This window comes from Enterobacter cloacae complex sp. SHL022 (assembly GCF_049237785.1).
Lineage (GTDB): Bacteria > Pseudomonadota > Gammaproteobacteria > Enterobacterales > Enterobacteriaceae > Enterobacter > Enterobacter hormaechei_C.
The window spans coordinates 688,633-711,149 of record NZ_JBMKJH010000001.1; the positions used below are offsets into that span (position 1 = coordinate 688,633).

Annotated in this window: 25 protein-coding genes; 5 read left to right on the top strand and 20 right to left on the bottom strand. The window is 56.2% G+C overall.

Annotated elements, in window-relative coordinates; all coding sequences use genetic code 11:
• Positions 1–3: 3 nt before the first annotated feature.
• From yfcD to yfcF, 3 genes are read right to left on the bottom strand one after another with little or no spacing between them, the layout of a single operon-like run.
• Positions 4–570: an NUDIX hydrolase YfcD gene (yfcD, locus tag ACOTZD_RS03200; protein WP_003861439.1), complete on the bottom strand. Its 567-nt coding sequence runs from the start codon at positions 568–570 to the stop codon at positions 4–6.
• A 55-nt stretch (positions 571–625) separates the two neighbouring features.
• Positions 626–1,177 (bottom strand): phosphodiesterase, encoded by a 552-nt coding sequence (yfcE, locus tag ACOTZD_RS03205; RefSeq protein WP_017692997.1) that lies wholly within the window; start codon positions 1,175–1,177, stop codon positions 626–628.
• 56 nt (positions 1,178–1,233) lie between these two features.
• The gene (yfcF, locus tag ACOTZD_RS03210; RefSeq protein WP_022651542.1) at positions 1,234–1,878 is read right to left on the bottom strand and encodes a glutathione transferase; all 645 of its coding nucleotides are present in this window, start codon (positions 1,876–1,878) and stop codon (positions 1,234–1,236) included.
• A gap of 140 nt (positions 1,879–2,018) precedes the next feature.
• Between yfcF and yfcG the strand changes: the two genes are divergently transcribed.
• From yfcG to ACOTZD_RS03230, 4 genes are all read left to right on the top strand, one after another.
• Positions 2,019–2,648 (top strand): GSH-dependent disulfide bond oxidoreductase, encoded by a 630-nt coding sequence (gene yfcG / locus ACOTZD_RS03215; RefSeq protein ID WP_003861434.1) that lies wholly within the window; start codon positions 2,019–2,021, stop codon positions 2,646–2,648.
• 75 nt (positions 2,649–2,723) lie between these two features.
• On the top strand, positions 2,724–3,092 hold the full coding sequence (gene folX, locus ACOTZD_RS03220) for a dihydroneopterin triphosphate 2'-epimerase (RefSeq protein WP_003861432.1): 369 nt from the start codon (positions 2,724–2,726) through the stop codon (positions 3,090–3,092).
• A gap of 13 nt (positions 3,093–3,105) precedes the next feature.
• Entirely contained in the window at positions 3,106–3,999 is an 894-nt protein-coding gene (locus ACOTZD_RS03225) for a TIGR01777 family oxidoreductase (RefSeq protein WP_003861430.1), read from the top strand.
• A 44-nt stretch (positions 4,000–4,043) separates the two neighbouring features.
• Entirely contained in the window at positions 4,044–4,544 is a 501-nt protein-coding gene (locus ACOTZD_RS03230) for a GNAT family N-acetyltransferase (RefSeq protein WP_023325002.1), read from the top strand.
• A gap of 140 nt (positions 4,545–4,684) precedes the next feature.
• Here ACOTZD_RS03230 and hisP read toward each other — a convergent pair whose 3' ends face one another.
• The 15 genes from hisP to pdxB all read right to left on the bottom strand — a co-directional run bounded on the left by hisP (position 4,685) and on the right by pdxB (position 18,778).
• Positions 4,685–5,458 (bottom strand): histidine ABC transporter ATP-binding protein HisP, encoded by a 774-nt coding sequence (gene hisP / locus ACOTZD_RS03235; protein ID WP_003861426.1) that lies wholly within the window; start codon positions 5,456–5,458, stop codon positions 4,685–4,687.
• Between the two features lie 9 nt (positions 5,459–5,467).
• The gene (locus tag ACOTZD_RS03240; RefSeq protein WP_003861424.1) at positions 5,468–6,181 is read right to left on the bottom strand and encodes an ABC transporter permease; all 714 of its coding nucleotides are present in this window, start codon (positions 6,179–6,181) and stop codon (positions 5,468–5,470) included.
• A complete protein-coding gene (locus ACOTZD_RS03245; RefSeq protein ID WP_015572256.1) occupies positions 6,178–6,864 on the bottom strand; it encodes a histidine ABC transporter permease HisQ in 687 nt (228 codons plus the stop codon). The genes ACOTZD_RS03240 and ACOTZD_RS03245 overlap by 4 nt, the downstream gene beginning before the upstream one ends.
• An 88-nt stretch (positions 6,865–6,952) precedes the next feature.
• Complete coding sequence (gene hisJ / locus ACOTZD_RS03250; RefSeq protein ID WP_003861421.1) at positions 6,953–7,735, bottom strand: histidine ABC transporter substrate-binding protein HisJ; 783 nt, start codon at positions 7,733–7,735, stop codon at positions 6,953–6,955.
• Between the two features lie 226 nt (positions 7,736–7,961).
• A complete protein-coding gene (argT, locus tag ACOTZD_RS03255) occupies positions 7,962–8,744 on the bottom strand; it encodes a lysine/arginine/ornithine ABC transporter substrate-binding protein ArgT (RefSeq protein ID WP_174402093.1) in 783 nt (260 codons plus the stop codon).
• Between the two features lie 290 nt (positions 8,745–9,034).
• Positions 9,035–9,604: a UbiX family flavin prenyltransferase gene (locus ACOTZD_RS03260; protein WP_023314587.1), complete on the bottom strand. Its 570-nt coding sequence runs from the start codon at positions 9,602–9,604 to the stop codon at positions 9,035–9,037.
• A gap of 89 nt (positions 9,605–9,693) precedes the next feature.
• Complete coding sequence (purF, locus tag ACOTZD_RS03265) at positions 9,694–11,211, bottom strand: amidophosphoribosyltransferase (protein ID WP_008502595.1); 1,518 nt, start codon at positions 11,209–11,211, stop codon at positions 9,694–9,696.
• A 33-nt stretch (positions 11,212–11,244) separates the two neighbouring features.
• Positions 11,245–11,733, bottom strand: coding sequence for a colicin V production protein (cvpA, locus tag ACOTZD_RS03270; protein ID WP_000262116.1), 489 nt, complete (start codon positions 11,731–11,733; stop codon positions 11,245–11,247).
• A gap of 253 nt (positions 11,734–11,986) precedes the next feature.
• Positions 11,987–12,673: a cell division protein DedD gene (gene dedD / locus ACOTZD_RS03275; protein WP_003861412.1), complete on the bottom strand. Its 687-nt coding sequence runs from the start codon at positions 12,671–12,673 to the stop codon at positions 11,987–11,989.
• Positions 12,663–13,931, bottom strand: a complete 1,269-nt coding sequence (gene folC / locus ACOTZD_RS03280; protein WP_017692992.1) for a bifunctional tetrahydrofolate synthase/dihydrofolate synthase — start codon at positions 13,929–13,931, stop codon at positions 12,663–12,665. Before folC ends, dedD begins: the two co-directional genes overlap by 11 nt.
• A gap of 70 nt (positions 13,932–14,001) precedes the next feature.
• Positions 14,002–14,907 carry an acetyl-CoA carboxylase, carboxyltransferase subunit beta gene (accD, locus tag ACOTZD_RS03285; RefSeq protein ID WP_003861408.1) on the bottom strand — a complete coding sequence of 302 codons (906 nt, stop codon included), beginning with the start codon at positions 14,905–14,907 and terminating at the stop codon, positions 14,002–14,004.
• Between the two features lie 154 nt (positions 14,908–15,061).
• Positions 15,062–15,721 carry a DedA family protein gene (locus ACOTZD_RS03290; protein WP_003861406.1) on the bottom strand — a complete coding sequence of 220 codons (660 nt, stop codon included), beginning with the start codon at positions 15,719–15,721 and terminating at the stop codon, positions 15,062–15,064.
• Positions 15,722–15,749: 28 nt separating this feature from the next.
• The gene (truA, locus tag ACOTZD_RS03295; protein WP_001286071.1) at positions 15,750–16,562 is read right to left on the bottom strand and encodes a tRNA pseudouridine(38-40) synthase TruA; all 813 of its coding nucleotides are present in this window, start codon (positions 16,560–16,562) and stop codon (positions 15,750–15,752) included.
• Entirely contained in the window at positions 16,562–17,575 is a 1,014-nt protein-coding gene (locus tag ACOTZD_RS03300; RefSeq protein WP_003861403.1) for an aspartate-semialdehyde dehydrogenase, read from the bottom strand. The genes truA and ACOTZD_RS03300 overlap by 1 nt, the downstream gene beginning before the upstream one ends.
• 66 nt (positions 17,576–17,641) lie before the next feature.
• Complete coding sequence (gene pdxB, locus ACOTZD_RS03305) at positions 17,642–18,778, bottom strand: 4-phosphoerythronate dehydrogenase PdxB (protein ID WP_023314591.1); 1,137 nt, start codon at positions 18,776–18,778, stop codon at positions 17,642–17,644.
• Positions 18,779–18,889: 111 nt separating this feature from the next.
• Between pdxB and flk the strand changes: the two genes are divergently transcribed.
• On the top strand, positions 18,890–19,894 hold the full coding sequence (flk, locus tag ACOTZD_RS03310) for a flagella biosynthesis regulator Flk (RefSeq protein WP_045343749.1): 1,005 nt from the start codon (positions 18,890–18,892) through the stop codon (positions 19,892–19,894).
• Between the two features lie 87 nt (positions 19,895–19,981).
• On the opposite strand, the gene ACOTZD_RS03315 is transcribed toward flk, so the two are convergent.
• On the bottom strand, positions 19,982–21,160 hold the full coding sequence (locus ACOTZD_RS03315; RefSeq protein ID WP_003861397.1) for an MFS transporter: 1,179 nt from the start codon (positions 21,158–21,160) through the stop codon (positions 19,982–19,984).
• A 68-nt stretch (positions 21,161–21,228) separates the two neighbouring features.
• Complete coding sequence (gene fabB, locus ACOTZD_RS03320; RefSeq protein ID WP_003861395.1) at positions 21,229–22,446, bottom strand: beta-ketoacyl-ACP synthase I; 1,218 nt, start codon at positions 22,444–22,446, stop codon at positions 21,229–21,231.
• Positions 22,447–22,517: the final 71 nt, after the last annotated feature.

Below are 22,517 nucleotides of genomic sequence, written 5' to 3' on the forward strand. Positions count from 1 at the left end.
GGCTTACTCAGCCTCTTCCTCTTTTTCCGCCTTATTTTCCGGTTTAGCGGATTCGTTTTTGGCGTTGCGGGTCATCCACAGCGCCAGTGCTTTAAGGGAATCCGGCGTGAATTCGTCGCAACGCGCGGTGATCTCTTCCGGCGTCATCCAGCTGACTTCGCTCACTTCCTCTTCCTGCAAGGCGAAAGGCCCATGGGAAACGCAGCTAAACAGCCCGCCCCAGACGCGGCAATGCTCATCTTCAAAATAAAACTGCCCGTGCTCGGCAAACGGCACGCCAGCGATACCTAACTCTTCTTCCGCTTCACGACGCGCGGAATCCAGCAGCACTTCATCGGCCTGCACGACGCCACCCGCTGTGGCATCCAGCATACCAGGAAGAAAATCTTTGGTGTCGGTGCGACGCTGGACCAGAATCTTGCCCATGCCGTCATGAACAACGATGTACGTCGCGCGGTGACGCAGACGCTCCGCACGCATTTGTTCGCGGCTGGCCTGCGCGATCACTTCATTTTCTTCGCTGACAATGTCAACCCATTCAGTACTTGCCAAATGATTCTGCTCCACCATCGGGAAACCTTCTCGTCTAAGCGCTCTTTCGGCGCGTTTGCAGTTGTGGTGTAACTTACGGATTAATCGCTATCTGCGCAATAACTTGCTGATCATTAAGTGCGATAACGCTTAATGTCCCGTCTTCATACATGCCGTAGCTTGCCGGGTTGCCGCCTTTAGGAATGCTGACAGACCCGGGGTTAAAGTGATAAAACGCCCCGCGCTTTTCCGCCACCGGAATATGAGTATGACCATAAACCAGGACATCGCCAGCGGCGAGTGACGGCAGGTTATCCGGGCCGAACAGGTGCCCGTGGGTCAGGAACAAACGGCTGTTTTCCATCAACACCTGTTGCCAGGGAGCGGTAATGGGAAAATGCAGCAGCATCTGGTCAACTTCACTGTCACAGTTGCCGCGAACGGCGATAATGCGCGAGGCAAAATGATTAAGTTTTTCCGCCACCTGCGCGGGAGCATAGCCTTCCGGCAACGCATTGCGTGGGCCGTGATTTAACACATCGCCCAGGATCACCAGCCATTGCGCCCCGCTTTGGGCGAACAGAGAAAGCACGCGTTCGGTCGCGGGCAGCGATCCATGAATATCCGACGCAAACATCAGTTTCATCAGTTACTCCTCGGGAATACAGACTGCCCCTATCATACCTCAAGCGTCCCGTCTTATCAGCCCGCGCGCTTAGCAGAGAGTGCCAGATAGCGCTGTACCGACGCGCGTTGCCACTGGAATGTGGCGTAATCCACCAGCAGTTGTGGGACGTCATCCCCGTTGAGGATCAGGCGATTGAGCATCAGCGCCAGATCGATGTCGGCAATACACCACTCGCCAAACAGGTTGGGGTTACCCTGCGCCAGCAGCGATGACGCAGTTTCAATCAGCTTCCGGGCGCTGGATAAGCCTTCCTCACTGAGGGCGGGCTTTTTGACGCCAGCGAACACCACGTCCGTGGAGCGTTCTGTGCGAATCGGCACCAGGTCGCTACGCAGCCACGCCTGGATCTGGCGGGCGCGGGCGCGCTTTTGCAGATCGTGAGGATAGATGCGTTCCCACTCAGGCGGGGCAAAGCGGTCCTCAAGGTACTCGTCAATCGCCGAAGATTCACTCAACTCAAAACCGTCGATCTCCAGCACAGGGACACGGCGGGTGAGCGCGTAGCCCTGCCACTGAGGCTTCAGGTGTTCGCCGCTGTCCAGGTCAACGGTTTTCAGAGTAAAAGTAAGCCCCTTTTCTGCCAGCGCCACATAAACGCTCATGACATAAGGAGAAAAAAAGTTCGCATCGGACCACAACGTTATTACAGGCTGGCTCATAACATCCTCTTCGGCTGATCGGTTTTCACTCAACATATAATCTCTTTGCCTCGCTGTCACTTGATGAAAACTCACGATTTACAACAAGCACCTATACTGATTTTTCATGGCAACACTATTCGCACTGACAGGAGTTGAGAATGATAGATCTCTATTATGCCCCCACCCCTAATGGCCATAAGATCACACTCTTTCTTGAAGAAGCCGAAGTGGACTACCGGATCATTCGCGTGGATATCAGTAAAGGCGACCAGTTCCGCCCCGTTTTTCTGGCCATCTCGCCCAACAATAAAATTCCGGCCATCATTGATAACCTGCCCTCTGACGGCGGCAAACCGTTAAGCCTGTTTGAGTCCGGAGAGATTTTGCTCTATCTGGCAGAGAAAACCGGCAAGCTCCTGAGCGGTGAGTTGCGCGAGCGTCATCACACGCTGCAATGGTTATTCTGGCAGTCGAGCGGCCTCGGGCCGATGCTGGGGCAGAATCACCACTTTACGGCCTATGCGCCGCAGACGATCCCTTACGCCATTGAGCGATATCAGGTCGAAACCCAGCGCCTGTACGGGGTACTGAACCGTCGGCTGGAAAAATCACCGTGGCTGGGAGGTGAGCATTACAGCATCGCAGATATCGCCTGCTGGCCGTGGATCAACACCCATGAACGCCACCGGATCGACCTGGCCACTTATCCGGCGGTGAACAACTGGTTTGAGCGCATCCGGACCCGCCCGGCCACCGAACGCGCCATGCAAAAAATCCATCAGATTTGATCCTGCGCCCCGTTGGGTGCAGGAGTTCTCCTCATGTATGATGAGGTGAAAATACTGACACGGAGAAGACCTGCAATGTCCCAGCATGACGCTATTATTCGTATAAAAAACTTACGCTTACGCACTTTCATTGGTATCAAAGAGGAGGAGATCGCGAATCGCCAGGATATCGTGGTGAATGTGGTGATCCACTACCCGGCAGACAAGGCGCGCGCCAGCGAAGACATCAATGACGCGTTGAACTATCGCACGATCACCAAAAGCATCATCCAGTACGTAGAGAACAACCGTTTTGCGCTACTGGAAAAATTAACTCAGGATGTGCTCGACATCGCACGCGAACACCACTGGGTCACTTATGCTGAAGTGGAGATCGATAAACTTCACGCCCTGCGCTACGCCGACTCCGTCTCCATGACGTTAAGCTGGCAGCGCCAGGCGTAAACCTGGAGGTTGTATGAAGATCCTGCTCACCGGCGGTACGGGCCTGATTGGTCGCCATCTCATTCCACGTTTGCAGGCGTTGCATCACGACATTACCGTGGTCACGCGCAGCCCGGAGAAAGCGCGCCAGGTGCTGGGCACCGGCGTTGAGATCTGGAAAGGCCTGGCGGAAAGGCAGGATCTGAACGGCTTTGACGCCGTCATCAACCTTGCAGGCGAACCAATCGCCGATAAACGCTGGACCGAAGAGCAAAAACAGCGTTTATGCAGCAGTCGCTGGAATATGACCGAAAGGCTGGTTGAGCTGATTCGCAACAGCGAGACGCCGCCCTCGGTGCTGATTTCAGGCTCTGCTACAGGCTACTATGGCGATCTTGGTGAAGTGGTGGTGACCGAAGAAGAGCCGCCGCACAACGAGTTTACCCATAAACTCTGCGCCCAATGGGAGCGTATCGCCTGCGGGGCGCAGAGCGATAACACCCGCGTCTGCCTGCTGCGCACCGGCGTGGTGCTTGCTCCGAAAGGCGGTATTCTCGGTAAAATGTTGCCGCCGTTTAAAATGGGGCTTGGCGGGCCCATCGGAAACGGTCGTCAGTATCTGGCGTGGATCCATATCGACGATATGGTCAACGGTATTCTCTGGCTGCTGGATAACGACCTGCGCGGGCCGTTTAACATGGTGTCTCCGTATCCGGTACGTAATGAACAATTTGCTCATGCCCTGGGTCATGCCCTGCATCGCCCGGCGGTGCTGCGCGTGCCTGCGACGGCGATTCGTCTGCTGATGGGTGAGTCTTCGGTGCTGGTACTGGGCGGGCAGCGCGCGCTGCCAAAACGGCTGGAAGCGGCCGGGTTTACGTTCCGCTGGTATGACCTGGAAGAGGCGCTGGGGGATGTGGTGCAGTGAATATGTTAGAGTTATACGCCATGTCTGGATGATATGGCGTAACTATGGCAACCATCACCACAACCCGGCTTAACCTCACCCCTTTCGAACCTTCTGACTGGGCATTCTTCCGCTCTCTGCGCGAAGACCCCGCCATCATGCGCTATATGGCCGCTATTACACCGGAAAAAGAGACGCGCCGCGTATTTGCCGCACGCCTGATGGCGGAGCATGTCTTTGTGATCCGTCTGCATAACGACGTTACGCCGCTCGGGGATATCGGCCTGCAAATCAGTGCGGCGAACCGTGAAGAGGCGGATATTGGCTACACGGTTGTGCCTGCCGCGCAGGGAAAAGGCATTGCCAGCGAAGCGCTGCGCGCGGTGTGTGAGTATGCATTTAACCAGACGGGCGTGAAGGCGATAAACGCGTACGTGCTGGCGGATAACGTCGGGTCGGTGCGGGTCCTTGAGAAAGCGGGTTTTGTGCGCACGCAGGTGCTGGAGAAGGCGTACGAGATTAACGGCGTACGGTATGACGACTGGGTGTATCGGCTCGAGTGTTGAATGCCGGGCGGCACTGCGTTTGCCCGGCCTACGGTTTTTGTAGGCCCGGTAATCGAAGCGCCACCGGGCAATTGGGCGGCTCTGCGGCCTGATGCCCTCACCCCGGCCCTCTCCCACAGGGAGAGGGAGAAAGGCCAAACCTACTTCAACGAGCCTTTCAGGAACTGCTGCAAACGCGGGCTTTGCGGGTTCGCCAGCACCTCGTCCGGATGACCCTGCTCTTCAATCTTGCCCTGATGCAGGAAGATAACGTGGTTAGAAACGTTACGGGCGAAGCCCATCTCGTGCGTCACCACCACCATTGTTTTGCCCTCTTCCGCCAGCTTCTGCATGATGCGCAGCACTTCGCCAACGAGTTCAGGATCCAGCGCGGAAGTCGGTTCGTCAAACAGCAACACTTCCGGCTCCATCGCCAGCGCACGGGCGATAGAAACACGCTGCTGCTGCCCCCCTGACAGGTGCACCGGATATTTGATCTGCTGCCGCTCGTCGATACCCACTTTCGCCAGGTATTTGACCGCACGCTCGCGGGCTTCCTGCTTGCTTAAGCCGAGCACCTGAACCGGCGCTTCCATCACGTTCTCCAGCACCGTCATGTGGCTCCAGAGATTGAAGTGCTGAAACACCATTGTCAGACGCGTACGCAGCAGGCGTAGCTGATTTTTATCCGCCACTTTAAGCTGGCCGTCTTTATCACGGACCATGTTGATGTTCTGTCCGCTCACCACAATCGACCCTTCGCTCGGCTTTTCGAGGAAGTTGATGCAGCGCAGGAAGGTACTTTTACCCGAACCTGATGAGCCGATAATACTGATCACGTCGCCCGCGTTAGCCTCCAGCGACACCCCTTTCAGCACTTCATGTTCGCCGTAGCGCTTGTGCAAATCAATTACGTTTAATTTGTTCTCAGCCATCATAAATTCTCAGTGCGTCGACGGTTTTATATGCTGCAACCAGCGTTTTTCAGCCTTACGGAACAGGCTGATCAGGACGTAAGAAATGATCAAATAGAGCACTGCTGCAATGCCAAACGCCGTAAACGGCTGGTAGGTGGCAGAGTTAATATCGCGGGCAATCTTTAACAGATCCGGTACCGTGGCGGTAAACGCCAGTGCCGTCGAATGCAGCATTAAAATCACTTCGTTGCTGTACGCCGGCAGCGCAATACGCAGCGCCGAAGGCAGAATAATACAGCGGTAGAGCTTCACGGACGAGAAGCCGTACGCGCGCGCCGCCTCGATCTCACCGTGCGGCACAGAACGGATGGCCCCGGCGAAGATCTCGGTGGTATAGGCGCAGGTATTGAGGGTCAGTGCCAGCACCGTACAGTTCAGACCGCTGCGGAAGAACGCGTTCAGCATCTCGGTGCCTTTCACGATCTCCAGCGTGTACATCCCGGAATAGAACACCAGCAGCTGTACGTACAGCGGCGTACCGCGAAACACGTAGGTGAACAGCCAGATAGGGAACTGAATAAATTTATTGTTCGACACGCGGCCAATGGCGAGAAACACCGCCAGAATGCCGCCCATTACCACCGAGGAGATCAGCAGCCACAGCGTGATCGCCACGCCAGTAAAGCGGTAGCCATCTGTCCAAAGCAGGGATTTCCAGTACTCCTGAATAATCTCAATCACAGGTCAGCCCTCTTCACACCCACGGAGTAGCGACGTTCGAGCAGAAGCAGCACACCATTGGAGACGGTCGTAAAGACCAGATAGATTACGCCGCAAACCACCGCAAAATAGAACGGTTCCCAGGTGCTTTTACCTGCCAGCTGCGTGGCCTTCACCACATCTTCCAGACCCAGCAGGGAGACCAGCGCCGTTGCCTTGAGAATAACCTGCCAGTTGTTCCCGATGCCCGGCAGCGCGTAGCGCATCATGGCCGGGAACATGATCCGGCGAAACGTTTGTGAGGAGGTAAAACCGTAGGCGGTCGCCGCTTCAATATGCCCTTTCGGCACGGCCATGTAAGCGCCGCGGAAAGTCTCAGTGAAATAGGCACCGTAGATAAAACCAAGGGTAATAATACCGGCCACCATCGGGTCGATATCGATCTGTTCCATGCCGATGGCATCCGTCACGCCGTTAAGTGCGATTTGCAGGCCGTAAAAGATCAGCAGCATCAGCACCAGGTCAGGCACGCCGCGAATCAGCGTGGTATAGCCTTCAAATATCAGCGCCAGCGGTCTGTTGGCGGATAATTTAGCCCCCGCGCCCGCCAGGCCTATCAGCACCGCCAGCACCACGGAGCTGATAGCCAGCTCAAGGGTGACAAGCGCGCCCTGTAAAATAACGCCAGAAAATCCGTACAGCATACCGCGTGCCCTGTCGTCTCGTGAGTGGTGGAACCGTGTCTTTTCCCCTCCCGGAACGGGAGGGGCCGCACGTTATCAGACGGGGCGATTAGCCGCCGTAAACATTAAAATCGAAGTACTTTTTCGCCAGCTTGTCATAGGTGCCGTCCGCGCGCATCTCGGCGAACGCTTTGTTCAGGGCTTCACGCAGTTCGTTGTCTTCTTTACGCAGGCCCATACCGGTGCCAACGCCAAAGAGTTTTTCGTCCTTAATGGACGGACCGCCGAACTTGTAATCTTTACCCACAGGCTGTTTCAGGAAACCTTCGCTTGCCGCCACTTCATCCTGGAATGCTGCATCAATGCGGCCTGCCGTCAGGTCTGCGTAGATGTTTTCCTGGCCCTGGTAAGAGACAATTTCAATCCCCTTTGGCGCCCAGTGCTCGTTGCCGTAGGTTTCCTGCGTAGTACCCTGCAACACGCCCACGCGTTTGCCTTTCAGAGATTCAAGGGTTGGCTGAATGTCAGAGGATTTCGCCACCACCAGACGTGAGTCCGCCGCGTAGAGTTTGTCCGTGAAGGCAATCTCCTGCTGACGTTTTTCAGTGATGGACAGGGAGGACATGATCACGTCAATTTTCTTCGCTTTCAGAGACGGGATCAGCGCATCCAGCGGGTTTTCAACGTAGGTACATTGCGCTTTAATGCGTTTGCACAGCTCGTTAGCCAGATCGATGTCAAAACCGACCAGTTCCCCCTTCGCATTCTTCGATTCGAAAGGTGCATAGGTTGGGTCAGTTCCAATACGAATTTTCTGCGGAATTGCTGCGAATGCCGCGGTGGCGCTGGAAAAAGCCAGTACCAGAGAAAGTGACAACACCAGTTTTTTCATATCTGTCCTCAACAAACTGTCTTAATACGAGATTTTTACGACGACGGGGTGTTGTTAATGTGCCATTAATCCCCTCATTCAGGCAAAGATTAATGCCTTTGTACGGGAATTTTTGCATTATAAATGCTTAACTATGCACACAGCGATCCAGCATGGTGCATGCGTTGCACCATACTGGAACACAACCCCACAGAGATGCACCACTTCAGTGCATCTCATTCAGGCATTAATCACCGTAGACGTTGAAATCGAAGTATTTCTTCGCCAGTTTGTCGTAGGTACCGTCTTTACGCAGCTCATTAAACGCTTTGTCGAAGGCGGCTTTCAGCTCGGTATCATCCTTACGCAGGCCAATACCGGTACCGTCGCCAAAGTATTTTTTGTCTTTTACCGACGGGCCGGCAAAGGCGTACTCTTTACCCGCAGGCTGTTTCAGGAAGCCTTCGCTCGCGGCGACTTCATCCTGAAACGCGGCATCCAGACGGCCTGCCGCCAGGTCAGAGTAGATCAGATCCTGGTTCTGGTAAGCCACCACATCGACGCCCTTCTCGCGCCAGTTTGCATTGGCGAAACCTTCCTGGGTCGAGCCCTGAAGCACGCCAACATGTTTGCCTTTCAGCGAGTCGATGGTCGGCTGGATTGGCGAGCCTTTCGCGGCAATCAGACGTGAGTCGGCAGCGTAGAGCTTCTCAGAGAAGGCAATCTCCTGCTGACGTTTTTCCGTGATGGAGAGAGAAGAGATAATGGCATCAATTTTCTTGGCTTTCAGCGACGGGATCAGCGCGTCAAAGTCACTGCCCACCCATGTGCATTTCACTTCCATGCGTTTGCACATCTCATTTCCCAGATCGATATCAAACCCCACGAAGTCGCCTTTCGCATCCTTGGAGGAGAATGGCGCGTAGGTTGCGTCTGTACCGATACGAACTGTCTGTGGAAGCGCTGCATAGCTACTTGCTGCCGCACTCAAGCCCACGAGCAAAGACAGAGTCAGAACCGTCTTCTTCATACATTTACCCTCAAGAACCGTGATTTTATTATGGTTTATGTTGTGTGTTGTGTTGCAGGCTGCTCTTGCAGGTCTTATGCCACATTGTCGTCGGGATAAAACTACGACGTTAAATATGTTAATAAAACGTTGCGATACTGCCTTAATGGTGAAAGATAGCAGGTCTGCCGAACGAACCGGAAAGAGAAAAAGGGAAAAAGCGAATTAAATGTCGAGGATATGATCGCGGTTGCAGTTTTGCCCTGAAACAGGGCAAATTGTCTTTTCATGCACCTTGTTTGTGCACAGCTTCACGCCCCCTGCCAGCGGGTAAAGAGATCTTCCGGCAGGTCGATATCGAACTGATCCAGCACGCGGTTAACGGTCTGGTTGATGACATCATCCAGCGTTTGCGGACGATGATAGAACGCGGGGACCGGCGGCATAATCACGGCACCCAGTTCGGCTGCCTGCGTCATTAAACGCAGATGTCCCAGGTGCAGCGGCGTTTCCCGCACGCAGAGCACCAGAGGACGACGCTCTTTCAGCACCACATCCGCTGCACGCGTCACCAGCGTGTCGGTATAGCTGTTTACAATGCCGGAAAGGGTTTTAATCGAACAGGGCAAAATAACCATGCCGGCCGTTTTAAACGAGCCCGAAGAGATGCTGGCGGCGATATCGCGGGCATCGTGGACAACGTCAGACAGGGCCTGAACGTCGCGCAGAGAGAGATCGGTTTCAAGAGAGAGGGTCTGACGCGCCGCCTGGCTCATCACCAGATGGGTTTCTACGCCTGCAACGTCACGCAGCACCTGTAACAGCCGGACGCCATAAATCGCGCCGCTGGCACCGCTGATCCCTACAATGAGTCGTTTCATGATTTTCGCCCTTGCTGATTTCAGGGCAGACTGTGCAGGATTTTACGGGGAGTTGCAAGTGAGGGCGAGCGCCCTCACCTGCATACGCATCAACCTTCGTTGTGCATCTCTAAGCTTTCGAGATCGTTTTGCAGCTGGACGGCTTTCGCATCGTCGTTACGCAGAGAATCCAGATAGTCGAGATACTGCTGGTCAACGTCTTTCGTCACGTAGATCCCATTGAATACCGAGCATTCGAACTGCTGAATATCCGGGTTCTCGGCGCGCACCGCGTCGATCAGATCGTTCAGATCCTGGAAAATCAGACCGTCGGCACCGATGATCTGCCGGATTTCGTCTACTTCACGACCGTGAGCAATCAGCTCGTTAGCGGTTGGCATATCAATGCCATACACGTTCGGGAAGCGAATTTCCGGCGCTGCGGAGGCAAGATACACTTTCTTCGCCCCGGCCTCACGCGCCATCTCGATGATCTGCTCAGACGTCGTGCCGCGCACAATGGAGTCGTCCACCAGCAGCACGTTCTTGTCGCGGAACTCGGCGCGGTTAGCGTTCAGCTTACGACGTACTGACTTACGACGCAGCTGCTGGCCCGGCATGATAAAGGTGCGGCCCACGTAGCGGTTTTTCACGAAGCCCTGACGGTACGGCTTGTCCAGAATACGGGCAATCTCCAGCGCGATATCACAGGAGGTTTCAGGGATTGGGATGACGACGTCGATGTCGAGATCGTCCCACTCGCGGGCAATCTTCTCGCCCAGCTTCGTCCCCATATTGACGCGCGCGCTGTAAACGGAAATCTTGTCGATGAACGAGTCCGGACGCGCGAAGTAAACGTATTCGAACAGGCACGGGTTGCTCACCGGATTGTCGGCGCACTGACGGGTAAACAGCTGGCCCTTCTCAGTGATGTAGACCGCTTCGCCTGGCGCGACATCACGCAGGAATTCGAAGCCCAGAGTATCCAGCGCCACGCTTTCGGAGGCAACCATGTACTCGGAACGGCCGTCGCCGAGATCACGTTTGCCGAGCACCAGCGGGCGAATGCCGTTTGGATCGCGGAAGGCTACCATGCCATGACCGATGATCATCGCCACGCAAGCATACGCGCCACGGATCTGGCGATTAGTCGCGGCAACGGCAGCAAAAATGTTGTCTGCTTCCAGCGGATAATGGCGGAAGTTATCCAGCTCGCTGGCAAAGATATTGAGCAGGATTTCAGAATCAGAGGTGGTGTTAATGTGGCGACGTTTCTCTTCAAACAGCTTTTTACGCAGCTCGTGGGCATTGGTCAGATTGCCATTGTGGGCAAGCGTGATGCCATACGGGGAGTTAACGTAAAAAGGCTGAGCCTCAGAGGCGCTGGAACTGCCAGCAGTAGGATAACGAACGTGACCGATCCCCATATTACCTTGCAGACGCTGCATATGGCGGGCTTCAAATACATCGTTTACCAGGCCGTTCGCCTTGCGTAAACGGAAGCAGTTGTTTGCATCAATGGTGATGATACCCGCAGCATCCTGCCCACGGTGCTGAAGCACCGTTAACGCGTCATAAATCGACTGGTTTACCGGCATGAAACCGGCGATACCGACAATACCGCACATTCGTCTTTTCCTCGTTAAGCCACATCTCAGGGTTTATGCCCTGGGCAAGAAACTCGACGAGCTTTGCAGATAGTCAAAGAACCATCTGATGATGAAGCTGAACTCCGGAATGAGCTGCGATTTTTGCCAGTCTTCACTTTTGGAGAACCCGGTAAAGGTATCCAGGAAGAACAGGATCGCGGCCACAATGAGCACGCCTCGCAACGCGCCGAAACAGATGCCGAGCACCCTGTCCGTTCCTGACAGACCGGTTTTCTCGACCAGCTGACCTATCACGTAATTGACGATAGCGCCGACAATCAGCGTCGCGATAAACAGCACCGCGATGGCGATTCCGTTTCGGACCAGTTCATCTTCAAAGCCCGTGAACCAGACAGACAGGTAAGTGTAGTAATGACTGGCAACAAAGAAAGCACAACCCCAGGTTACCAGCGATAACGCTTCACGAACAAAGCCACGGATCAGGCTAACCAGACAGGAAAAACCAATCACCGCAATGATGGCGTAATCAATCCAGACCATATGTGTCCCACGATTTAACGCCCTGTCATCCAGTTCGGGGCGAATTCTAACAGAAAAAGAAAACGTTTGCGTAGGGATTTCCTTCCCACGCGTAAATAAAAAAGGCGCTGAAAAAATGCTCAACGCCCCGCACCTTTGACGTTTCTGTGAACGTCTGCCTCCCCCTCACCTCGGCCCTCTCCCTCAAGGGAGAGCGAGTAAACCGACCCCTCGCCCCTTTAGGGGGAGGGCCAGGGTGAGGGGATAATTTCTATCAGTTGGCGCTGTAGTTCATCACCACACCGCTCAGGCCGGAGATTTGCTTCAGCTCGCCAAGCGAACCTTTGAGCTTATCTTTCGACGCATCCGGCCCCACGAGGATACGCGTAATTTTACCCTGTACCGGCGTGGTGGGTGAAGTATAAACACGGTATCCCGCGCCGCGCAGTTTACTCACGATCTCATTGACCTTATCTGCATTTTTCAACGCACCGAGCTGAACGACATAGGCTTTGCCGGTAGGGGCCGCGTCCTGTTTTGCCTGCGGTGGCGTTTCTGAAGCGGCTGCCAGTTGCTCGGCCGCTTTATCCCGCTGCGGTTTCGGCTGCGGCTTCTCCACCGGTTTCGGCTTCTCAACAGGCTTAGGCTGTTCTACCGGCACCGGATCAATCTCGATGTTATTGTTCGTCGCCAGGCGCGAGGGATCGAGCGACGGCGCGGCTGCATCACCTGCGCGCACCTCTTCCGCTGCGCCTTCTGGCGGCTGGGCAGGCAGCGCCTGCGTTGCCGCTGGCAACATATCGGGCTCGTCGCGATCGCCCGGTTTGGGTACCAGCGGAATGGCCGCAAATTCATCCTGGTAATGCTTTTTCTGCCCGTCGAGCAATCCCGGGAGAATAATCACCCCGAGCGCGACCAGCACAATGGTTCCTGTTAAACGGTTCTGAAACTTACTCGCCACCGGTTCTCCCCGCGTCCATCACTTCCATGACATGTGCCACCGTGTGGAATGACCCACACACCAGCACGGTATCTTCTGGTTTAGCCTCCGCCATCGCGGCACGCCAGGCCGAAACCACACTGCTGTAGATTTCGCCTTTGCCGAGATGTTCCATCAACTGCTCAGCAGTCGCGCCGCGCGGCCCTTCCAGAGGAGCACAATACCAGCTATCGACCACACTCTCCATGCAGGCCAGCGTGCCGCCGATATCTTTATCATGAAGCATACCGATAACCGCCAGCACGCGCCCGGTTTTTGGTAACGATTTGAGACGTCCTGCGAGGTACGCCGCCGCATGCGGGTTATGTGCAACATCCAGAATCAGACGCGGTGACTCACTCACAATCTGAAAACGTCCTGGTAACAGTGCGTTCTGAATGCCATCGCGGATTGCCTGCTCGCTTACCGCTAATCCGCTGGCGCGCAGGGCTGCCAGCGCGGTCGCCGCGTTAGGCTGTGGCACCTGCGGCAGGGGCAGACTCTCCAGCACGCCCTGCGCATCGCTGAAGCGCCAGCCGTTGTCCTGCACCTCATACTGCCAGTCCACGCCGCGACGCAGCAGACGAGCGCCCTTCTCTTTCGCTACCTCAGCGATGGTATGTGGCATGTCCGGTTCGCCTACCACGGCAGGCTTATTGGCCCGGAAAATACCGGCCTTCTCACGGCCAATGCTCTCGCGGTCCGGGCCCAGCCAGTCGGTGTGATCCAGCGCGATGCTGGTGACGACGGCGACATCCGCATCCACCATATTGGTGGCATCCAGACGCCCGCCCAGCCCCACTTCCAGGATCACCACGTCCAGCTGCGCCTGCTTAAACAGCCACAGCGCCGACAGGGTGCCATATTCGAAATAGGTTAATGAGGTTTCGCCGCGCGCCGCTTCGATAGCGGCAAACGACGCCGTATGGGCCGATTCCGCCAGCTCGGTGTTTTGCACCCGCACGCGCTCGGTATAGCGCACCAGATGCGGCGAGCTGTAAACGCCAACTTTGTACCCCGCCGCCATCAGGACAGATTCCAGCGTGCGGCAGGTGGTGCCTTTACCGTTAGTGCCGGCGACGGTAAACACGAAAGGCGCGGGTTTCAGCACGTCAAGACGCGCGGCAACCTGGCTTACGCGCTCAAGGCCCATGTCGATAGTTTTACTGTGCAGGTTTTCCAGATAAGAAAGCCACGCGGCCAGGGGCGACGTGGCTTGAGGAATGCTTTTATTTTCCATGATGCCCGGTTGTCATTAACGGTTTAGAAAGCAAAAGGGCAGCGCCATTCGGCCCTGCCCTTTTCAGTTATCAGGCCTCGGGTTCCTGATCCGGTACCACCACGCCTTCGCGCGGCTCGTCCGGGTTAGGCGCTGGCAGATTCATCAGCTTCGCCAGAATGCTGGCCAGTTTCAGGCGCATTTCCGGACGGCGGACGATCATATCGATAGCGCCTTTCTCAATGAGGAACTCACTGCGCTGGAAGCCCGGCGGCAGTTTCTCACGTACGGTCTGCTCGATAACGCGAGGACCGGCAAAGCCGATCAGCGCTTTTGGCTCCGCGATGTTCAGGTCGCCCAGCATGGCGAAGCTTGCAGAAACGCCGCCCATGGTTGGGTCGGTCAGTACCGAAATGTACGGCAGACCGCGCTCCTGCATTTTCGCCAGCGCCGCAGAGGTTTTCGCCATCTGCATCAGGGACATCAGCGCTTCCTGCATACGTGCGCCACCGGAGGCGGAGAAGCAGATCAGCGGGCAGTTGTCTTCCAGCGCCTGCTCAACGGCACGCACGAAACGCGCGCCGACCACGGAGCCCATTGAGCCGCCCATAAAGGAGAACTCAAACGCGGCGGCAACCACCGGCATTTCATGCAGGGTGCCTTTCATGACGATTAGCGCGTCTTTCTCGCCGGTCTCTTTCTGCGCAGAGGCCAGACGATCTTTGTATTTTTTGGAGTCGCGGAACTTGAGCACATCTTTTGGCTCCAGTTCGCTGCCCAGTTCTACCAGAGAACCTTCGTCCAGCAGGCTATGCAGGCGGTTGCGCGCCGACATACGCATATGGTGGTCACACTTCGGACACACCTCAAGATTGCGTTCCAGCTCTGCGCGATACAGAACCTGGCCGCAGCTATCACACTTCGTCCATACCCCTTCAGGAATGCTCGCTTTACGCGTTGGGGTAATGTTGCTTTTAATTCGTTCAATCCAGCTCATTGATAACCTTTCTGCCTGAACCTGGTCGTATGCCAGTTTTGCTGTAAGAGGCGAATAATGCCATTTTTGCCTCCAACAGACCATGAATGTTGCACATTAAAACATAACAGCCCGAAACTTTGGATAAAAAAGTGGTCGAACCGCCAGCGTGCATTTACTTCGCTTGCTTTGCCGCCGCGCGTTTGTGACGGATAATTTCGATGACGCCAGGCAGTACGGAAAGCACAATAATCGCTACAATCAGTAACTTAAGGTTTTCCTGAACCACCGGCAGATCGCCAAACAGGTAGCCTGCATAGGTGAACAGCAGCACCCACAGCAGCGCGCCCACCACGTTGTACATGGCAAAATGACGATAGGACATGTGACCCATTCCCGCCACAAACGGTGCAAATGTACGCACAATAGGCACAAAACGGGCAAGGATAATGGTCTTACCGCCATGGCGCTCATAGAACGCATGGGTCTTATCTAAATAACTGCGGCGGAAAATCTTCGAGTCCGGATTACTGAACAACCGCTCGCCAAACACCCGCCCGATGGTGTAGTTGACCGCATCACCAACAATCGCGGCGATGATCATCAGGACGACCATCAGATGGACATTCAGGTCATTCGTTGGCAGTGCGGATAACGCGCCCGCCACGAACAGCAGTGAATCTCCAGGCAGGAACGGCGTAACCACAAGGCCGGTTTCACAGAACAGAATGAGGAACAGAATGGCGTAAACCCAGACGCCGTACTGCGCGACCAGCTCCGCCAGATGAACATCAATATGCAGGATGAAATCAATCAGAAAACGTATTACGTCCATATTGTCTAAGCCCTAATTGCACCTTTGTTTAGTCCGCTAAAAACAGCGGGCCCATTGGCGGTTTTGGCAGGTCGAACCGGTCCGGATAATCCACCGAAACCAGATACAGCCCTTCCGCTTTCGCCGTTGCTGCCGCAAGCGTTCTGTCCTTCGCTGCAAGCAGTTCTGCAATCCAGCTCTCCGGCTGGTGTCCGGCGCCCACTTCCATCAGGCTGCCCACAATATTCCGCACCATATGATGTACAAAGGCATTGGCTTTGATATCCACCACCACATACGCGCCATACCGACTGACGTTAATGTGCATGACGTTACGCCACGGCGTACGGGACTGACACTGCACCGCACGAAACGACGTAAAATCATTCTCTCCAATCAGACACTGCGCCGCACGCTGCATACGTTCTGCATCCAGCGGTTCATAAAAATGCGTCACGCCCTGGCTTAACACCGCCGGGCGCAGGCGCTGGTTATAGATGACATAACGGTAGCGCCGCGCCGTCGCGCTGAAACGCGCGTGAAAATCATCCGGCACAGCTTTCACCCAACGCACGGCAATGTCACCAGGCAAATTCGCATTTACACCCAGCGTCCAGGCCGCGTCTTTGCGCACGGCGGTGGTGTCAAAATGCACCACCTGCCCCGTGCCGTGAACGCCGGCATCGGTGCGGCCCGCGCAGAAGACGCTTATCGGTTCATTCGCTACCTGAGAGAGCGCTTTCTCCAGCTTCTCCTGGACGCTGCGCACCTCATTCTGCCGCTGCCAGCCATAGTATTTACTGCCATCGTATTCAATGCCGAGGGCAATTCTGTGGACCGGCTTTTGTTCCACATCTGACATCAGTACAGATACTCCTGCACCAGTTTTTCCGCGATTTTGACCGCCATCAGCGCGCCGCCGAAACGCACGTTGTCGGCAACAGACCAGAACTGCACCTGCTCAGGCATACCGTAATCGTTACGCACACAGCCCACAGAGAGATGCGCGCTGCCGGTGGCGTCGCCCACCTGCGTCGGGAATTCGCTCTCTTCGGACAGGACAATGTCCTCTCCGCGGCCAAACGCGTCGCGGGCTTCTTCAGCCGCCAGCGGACGCAGGGCTTCAAACCCGACCATCTGCGCGTGGCCGTAAAAGACCGGAGACTGCACGACATTCGCGGAGATCATCAGCCCGTCATCCTGCAAAATTTTGCGTGCTTCATCGACGATACGACGCTCTTCCCGCACCGAACCTTCACGATCCGGCAGTAGCGGCAGCATGTTGAACGCCAGCTGGCGGCCAAAGAAATCATCTTCGTCGATCGGGATACCGTTCAGCAGCTTCGCGCTCTGCCCTGCCAGTGCGTCTACGGCTTTTTTGCCGTTAGCGGAGGCTGACAGCAGGCTGGTCACGGAAATACGCGACAGGCCACCGTCGTCGATCAGCGGCTTCAGCGCGGTCAGCAGCTGGCTGGTGAGGCTGTTCGGTACTGCAATGATGTTGCGGTTGCGGTAGTCAGCCAGCACAAACGGGTTGACGTCCGGCACCACCAGCGGCACATCCGGCTCCAGGGAGAACAGGCCGCTCAGGTCGATCACCAGACAGCCTGAATTTGTCGCTTCTTCAATGTAAGACGCCGTGGCTTGCGCACCTGCGGCAAAAAACGCCAGCTGAGCCTGCGTCCAGTCAAACGCGGCGGCGTCCTGCACCATCAAGGATTTCCCGCCGAAACGCAGCTGTTCTCCTGCGCTGTCGGTACGCGCCAGTGCGTAAATCTCACCCACCGGGAACTGACGCTCAGCAAGGGTTTCAAGCAGGGCTTCGCCCACGGCGCCAGTGGCACCCAAAATGGCAATGTTCCAGCCTTCAGACATGGTGGTTTACTCCAGAAATAAAAAGCGTCCCTGCCGGAACATCCGACAGGGAGCATTAAGAAGACATTAACGTGCCGGGTGGTGAACGGCGTTAAATCCCAGTTTATGCAGCAGCCCCGCCGCTGACGCGTCATCGCACATGACATACAGGGAAGACCACTCGCGGCGCTCAAGGTAATTTTTGCGTAGCTTGTCAAACTCACCCGGAATACCCGCCACTTTACGCAGCAGCGCGTCATCGCGGCGCACATCATACACCAAATGCACCAGTCTTTTCAGCGTTGCCTCATCCAGCAGGCCATGAAGGGTAATGCGGCCAAATTCCGGGGCGGGCAGCAGCGTATCCAGCGCCACCTGCTGCGGATGGCCGATAAAGGCGCTGTAAGCCTCAAACACCTGGGTTGTGCCACGCGCTTTGCCTTCAAGGGTATAACCCGCGATATGTGCGGTACCCACGTCTACCTTATCCAGCAATGCGACGTTGAGATCAGGCTCTGGCTCCCAGACGTCCAGCACGACGCTAAGCTCTTGTCCTTCGTCGAGACATGCCAGCAGCGCCGCGTTATCCACCACCGGTCCCCGGCAGGCATTTATCAGAATAGTGCCAGCCTTCAGACGGCGGATCAGCTTTTCGTCGGCCAGGTGCAGGGTCTTATACGGCCCCTCTTTAAAGAGCGGCGTATGGAAGGTGATGACGTCGCACTCGTCGACCAGCTCATCCAGTGTGCGGAAGTCGCCTTCATCACCGTTATCCTTACGCGGCGGATCGCACAGCAGGGTGCGGATTCCCCAGGCTTCCAGACGCTTTTGCAGACGTCCGCCCACGTTGCCCACCCCCACAATCCCGACGGTGCGGTCTTTCAGCGTAAAACCATCGCGCTCGGCCAGCATCAATAGCGAGGAGAAAACATATTCCACGACGGCAATGGCGTTACAGCCTGGCGCCGCGGAAAAACCAATCCCCGCTTGCTTAAGCCACTGGTCATCCACATGATCGGTCCCGGCCGTTGCCGTCCCGACAAATTTAACCCCTTTGCCGGTGAGCAGCGCCTCATTTACTTTAGTCACCGAGCGCACCATCAGGGCGTCTGCATCGTCCAGTTCGCTGACCGGAATCGGGCGACCAGGGACAGCCTTAACCTCACCCAGGCGGCTGAACAGCTCACGGGCGTAAGGCATATTTTCATCAACGAGGATTTTCACGTCTGAGTACCTGTTTGAGAGGAAGTAAACCTACCAAGTGTGCCATAATCTCGCCGCCGGGCATATATCTCCGCCCGGTTACGCAGAGTTTGACTTTAAGGATTTTTGACGATGCAGCCCATTTCAGGTACGCCTCCGCGCCCTCCGGGTGAAGGCCCCGTAACGCCCAACACGCCAGGCGAACAACCGCTCTCCACGCAGCAACGCACCGTACTGGAGCGTCTGATCACGCGTCTTATTGCGTTGACCTCACAGCAAAACGCAGAGGTGTGGGCCGGCGTGAAGCACGATTTGGGCGTCAGAAACGATGCGCAGCTACAGTCGCGCCATTTCCCTGCCGCCGAACAAAACCTGAACCAGCGTCTTACCAGCGCACAGCAGCAACATACCACCCGCCAGATTATCTCGCAGCTGACCGAGCTGTTGGGCCAGGGGAATAATCGTCAGGCGGTGAGTGATTTTATCCGTCAACAGTACGGTCATACCGCCCTGAGCCAGCTTTCGCCGGAACAGCTGAAAACCGTGTTGACCCTGCTGCAAAGCAATCAGCTTTCTATCCCGCAGCCGCAACAGCGCCCGTCTACAGAACGGCCATTGCAGCCTGCGGAGCATAATACGCTCAAGCAGATGGTCACTAAGCTGGCTGCCGCAACCGGCGAACCAACAAAGCTTATCTGGCAATCCATGCTGGAACTTTCCGGTGTGAAAGCGGGCGAGATGATCCCGGCAAAACAGTTTACCCATCTGGTCACCTGGCTCCAGGCGCGTCAGACGCTCAGCACCCAGAGCGCCCCGACCCTGCACAGCGTACAGGCGGCGCTGAAACAACCGCTGGAACCGCACGAGTTCGATACGATCCGGGATTACGCTCAGCAGAGCTGGCAGGCTACGCCGCAAACGGTGCTGACCACCGCCCAGGTGCAGGATGTGCTCAATCAGATCTTCGTTCGCCGCGCCGAGCGGGAAGGCGGCGTGCCGGAGGTAAGAAACATTCAGCCGATCTACAACCCGCTGTTTGCCCCCGTAGTTGATACGTTCAAAACGCTTTCTGCCCGTCCGGGATTGATGTTGATCGCGTTGGTGATTGCGCTGGCGATTTTCTGGCTGGTTGCGTGAGGATTTGCCCGGTGGCGCTTCGCTTACCGGGTCTACAACGGCTCGAACCGTAGGCCGGGTAAGGCGAAGCCGCCACCCGGCAACATACTACCGCTTGCGAAACGCCACCATCGTCACCACAATCCCCACCACCGCTGACACCGCACCGGCGAGAAATACGGAAGGATAGCCAAACGACGTTGCAAGCAGCCCCGCCAGCGGCCCGGTGATGCCGTATGAGATATCCTGAAACGCCGCATAGCCGCCCAGCGCCGTGCCGCGCACCTGCGGAGCCACGCGCTTCACCACTTCAACGCCCAGCGCCGGGAAGATCAGCGAGCAGCCGCAGCCGGTTAACGCCGCACCCAGCAGCGCAACGGATGCAGAGGGCGCCTGCCAGAGCAGTACCAGACCCACGGTCTCAATGACAAGTGACGACACGGCCACCTTCACGCCGCCAAAGCGATCCGGCATCCAGCCAAACAGCACGCGCATCAATACAAACGCGCCGCCAAAGGCCGTCAGCGTAAAGCCCGCCATCGCCCAGCCGCGGCTCATGAAATAGAGGGAGACAAAGGTACCAATAACCGCGAAGCCCACCCCCTGAAGCGCCAGCCCAAGCCCCGGCTGCCAGATTTGCCCCACCACGCTCCACAGCGAAGGACGCTCGCCTTTATGGGCGGGCACCTTACGCACCGAACCGTTAAACGCCCACGCCAGCAGCGGCAATACCATGGTGGTGCCTGCCAGCGCCGCAAAACCAAACTGGCTGTGGATCAGCAGCCCCAGCGGCGCGCCTGCCGCCAGTGCGCCGTAAATCGCCATCCCGTTCCAGGACATCACTTTTCCGGAACGCGCAGGTCCCACCAGCCCCATTCCCCAGGTCAGGGTGCCGGTCAGCAGCTGGCTTTCGCCAAAGCCGAGGATCAGGCGCCCTACCACCAGCAGCGCGAATTTATACGCTGCATCTATTGGCAACAGCGCCGCCAGCAGCCAGGCTCCCCCCGCCAGCCCGCAGGCAAACATGCCCTGCAACGCCGAGCGTTTTGCGCCGTGCTGATCCGCCAGGCGACCGGCGTAGCCCCGGGTTAATACTGTCGCTAAAAACTGAATGCCCACCGCAATGCCGACCATGGTGTTGCCATAGCCCAGCTCCTGGTGAACGAACAAGGGGATCACCGGCAGCGGCAGGCCAACGGTCATATAGGTCAGAAACACCGCAAAGGCGATGCGGAAAAGGGAAAGGTTCCCGGAAGGAGCGCTCTTCTCAGGGGTAACAGCCTTCATGCATAACTCCGTGTTCAGGCATAAAAAAAGGGAGCCGCGCGGCTCCCTTCTACTATACCTTCAAACGCTTACGCTTTCAGCTTACGCATCACCAGCGTGGCGTTAGTGCCGCCGAAACCGAAGCTGTTGGACATAACGGTCGTCAGCTCACGTTCGGTGGTTTCAGTCACGATGTTCAGGCCAGCCGCCTGCTCGTCCATCTCTTCGATGTTGATGCTTGGCGCGATAAAGCCGTTTTCCAGCATCAGCAGAGAGTAGATCGCTTCCTGCACGCCCGCCGCACCCAGAGAGTGACCGGTCATGGCTTTGGTTGCAGAGATAGCCGGGCTGTTGTCGCCGAACACTTCACGGATCGCACCCAGCTCTTTCACGTCGCCTACCGGCGTTGAGGTGCCGTGGGAGTTCAGGTAGTCGATTGGAGTATCAACACCGTGCATCGCCATCTTCATGCAGCGCACCGCGCCTTCACCGGATGGAGCAACCATGTCAGCGCCGTCAGACGTTGCGCCGTAGCCCACGATCTCAGCATAGATGTGCGCGCCACGCGCCAGCGCGTGTTCCAGCTCTTCAACCACAACCATACCGCCGCCGCCAGCGATAACAAAACCGTCGCGGTGTGCATCATAAGTACGGGACGCTTTGTCTGGCGTTTCGTTGTATTTAGTGGACAGTGCGCCCATCGCGTCGAACTCACAGGCCATTTCCCAGCCCAGCTCTTCGCCGCCGCCAGCAAATACGATGTCCTGTTTGCCCAGTTGGATCTGCTCAACCGCATTACCGATACAGTGTGCGGAGGTCGCACATGCGGAGCTGATGGAGTAGTTCACACCGTGGATTTTGAACGGCGTTGCCAGGCACGCGGAAACCGCTGAACCCATGGCTTTGGTCACAACATATGGACCGACCGCTTTCAGGCCGCGCGGGCTGCGCATGGCGTCAGCACCGAACACCTGAGCTTTAGAAGAACCGCCGGAACCTGCAATCAGGCCCACGCGTGGGTTGTTCTGGTAAACGTCTTCGCTCAGACCAGAATCCTTGATCGCTTCCTGCATGGAAAGATAGGCGTAGATAGAGGCATCGTTCATGAAACGAACCACTTTACGGTCAATTAAACCGGTGGTGTCCAGTTTAACGTTACCCCATACGTGGCTACGCATTCCAGAATCTTTAAACTCTTCAGAGAAAGTGATCCCGGAGCGTCCTTCACGCAGAGATGCCAGGACTTCCTGCTGGTTATTACCGATGCTGGAAACGATGCCCAGGCCAGTAATCACTGCACGTTTCATTCAATACCTCTGTAAGTCGCACTATAAAAAGTTTCGAGTCGCACAATAGCGTACACTTGTACGCCGAACAA

Coding starts and splice junctions, on each gene's coding strand:
- folX (WP_003861432.1), top strand. CDS start 2,724: ATGTCCCAGCATGACGCTATTATTCGTATAAAAAACTTACGCTTACGC.
- hisJ (WP_003861421.1), bottom strand. CDS start 7,735: ATGAAAAAACTGGTGTTGTCACTTTCTCTGGTACTGGCTTTTTCCAGC.
- flk (WP_045343749.1), top strand. CDS start 18,890: ATGCAGCCCATTTCAGGTACGCCTCCGCGCCCTCCGGGTGAAGGCCCC.
- hisP (WP_003861426.1), bottom strand. CDS start 5,458: ATGGCTGAGAACAAATTAAACGTAATTGATTTGCACAAGCGCTACGGC.
- yfcG (WP_003861434.1), top strand. CDS start 2,019: ATGATAGATCTCTATTATGCCCCCACCCCTAATGGCCATAAGATCACA.
- yfcD (WP_003861439.1), bottom strand. CDS start 570: ATGGTGGAGCAGAATCATTTGGCAAGTACTGAATGGGTTGACATTGTC.
- ACOTZD_RS03260 (WP_023314587.1), bottom strand. CDS start 9,604: ATGAAACGACTCATTGTAGGGATCAGCGGTGCCAGCGGCGCGATTTAT.
- ACOTZD_RS03225 (WP_003861430.1), top strand. CDS start 3,106: ATGAAGATCCTGCTCACCGGCGGTACGGGCCTGATTGGTCGCCATCTC.
- yfcF (WP_022651542.1), bottom strand. CDS start 1,878: ATGAGCCAGCCTGTAATAACGTTGTGGTCCGATGCGAACTTTTTTTCT.
- argT (WP_174402093.1), bottom strand. CDS start 8,744: ATGAAGAAGACGGTTCTGACTCTGTCTTTGCTCGTGGGCTTGAGTGCG.
- purF (WP_008502595.1), bottom strand. CDS start 11,211: ATGTGCGGTATTGTCGGTATCGCCGGTTTCATGCCGGTAAACCAGTCG.
- yfcE (WP_017692997.1), bottom strand. CDS start 1,177: ATGAAACTGATGTTTGCGTCGGATATTCATGGATCGCTGCCCGCGACC.
- truA (WP_001286071.1), bottom strand. CDS start 16,562: ATGTCAGATGTGGAACAAAAGCCGGTCCACAGAATTGCCCTCGGCATT.
- folC (WP_017692992.1), bottom strand. CDS start 13,931: ATGGAAAATAAAAGCATTCCTCAAGCCACGTCGCCCCTGGCCGCGTGG.
- cvpA (WP_000262116.1), bottom strand. CDS start 11,733: ATGGTCTGGATTGATTACGCCATCATTGCGGTGATTGGTTTTTCCTGT.
- ACOTZD_RS03290 (WP_003861406.1), bottom strand. CDS start 15,721: ATGGACGTAATACGTTTTCTGATTGATTTCATCCTGCATATTGATGTT.
- ACOTZD_RS03300 (WP_003861403.1), bottom strand. CDS start 17,575: ATGTCTGAAGGCTGGAACATTGCCATTTTGGGTGCCACTGGCGCCGTG.
- accD (WP_003861408.1), bottom strand. CDS start 14,907: ATGAGCTGGATTGAACGAATTAAAAGCAACATTACCCCAACGCGTAAA.
- fabB (WP_003861395.1), bottom strand. CDS start 22,446: ATGAAACGTGCAGTGATTACTGGCCTGGGCATCGTTTCCAGCATCGGT.
- ACOTZD_RS03315 (WP_003861397.1), bottom strand. CDS start 21,160: ATGAAGGCTGTTACCCCTGAGAAGAGCGCTCCTTCCGGGAACCTTTCC.
- ACOTZD_RS03230 (WP_023325002.1), top strand. CDS start 4,044: ATGGCAACCATCACCACAACCCGGCTTAACCTCACCCCTTTCGAACCT.
- ACOTZD_RS03245 (WP_015572256.1), bottom strand. CDS start 6,864: ATGCTGTACGGATTTTCTGGCGTTATTTTACAGGGCGCGCTTGTCACC.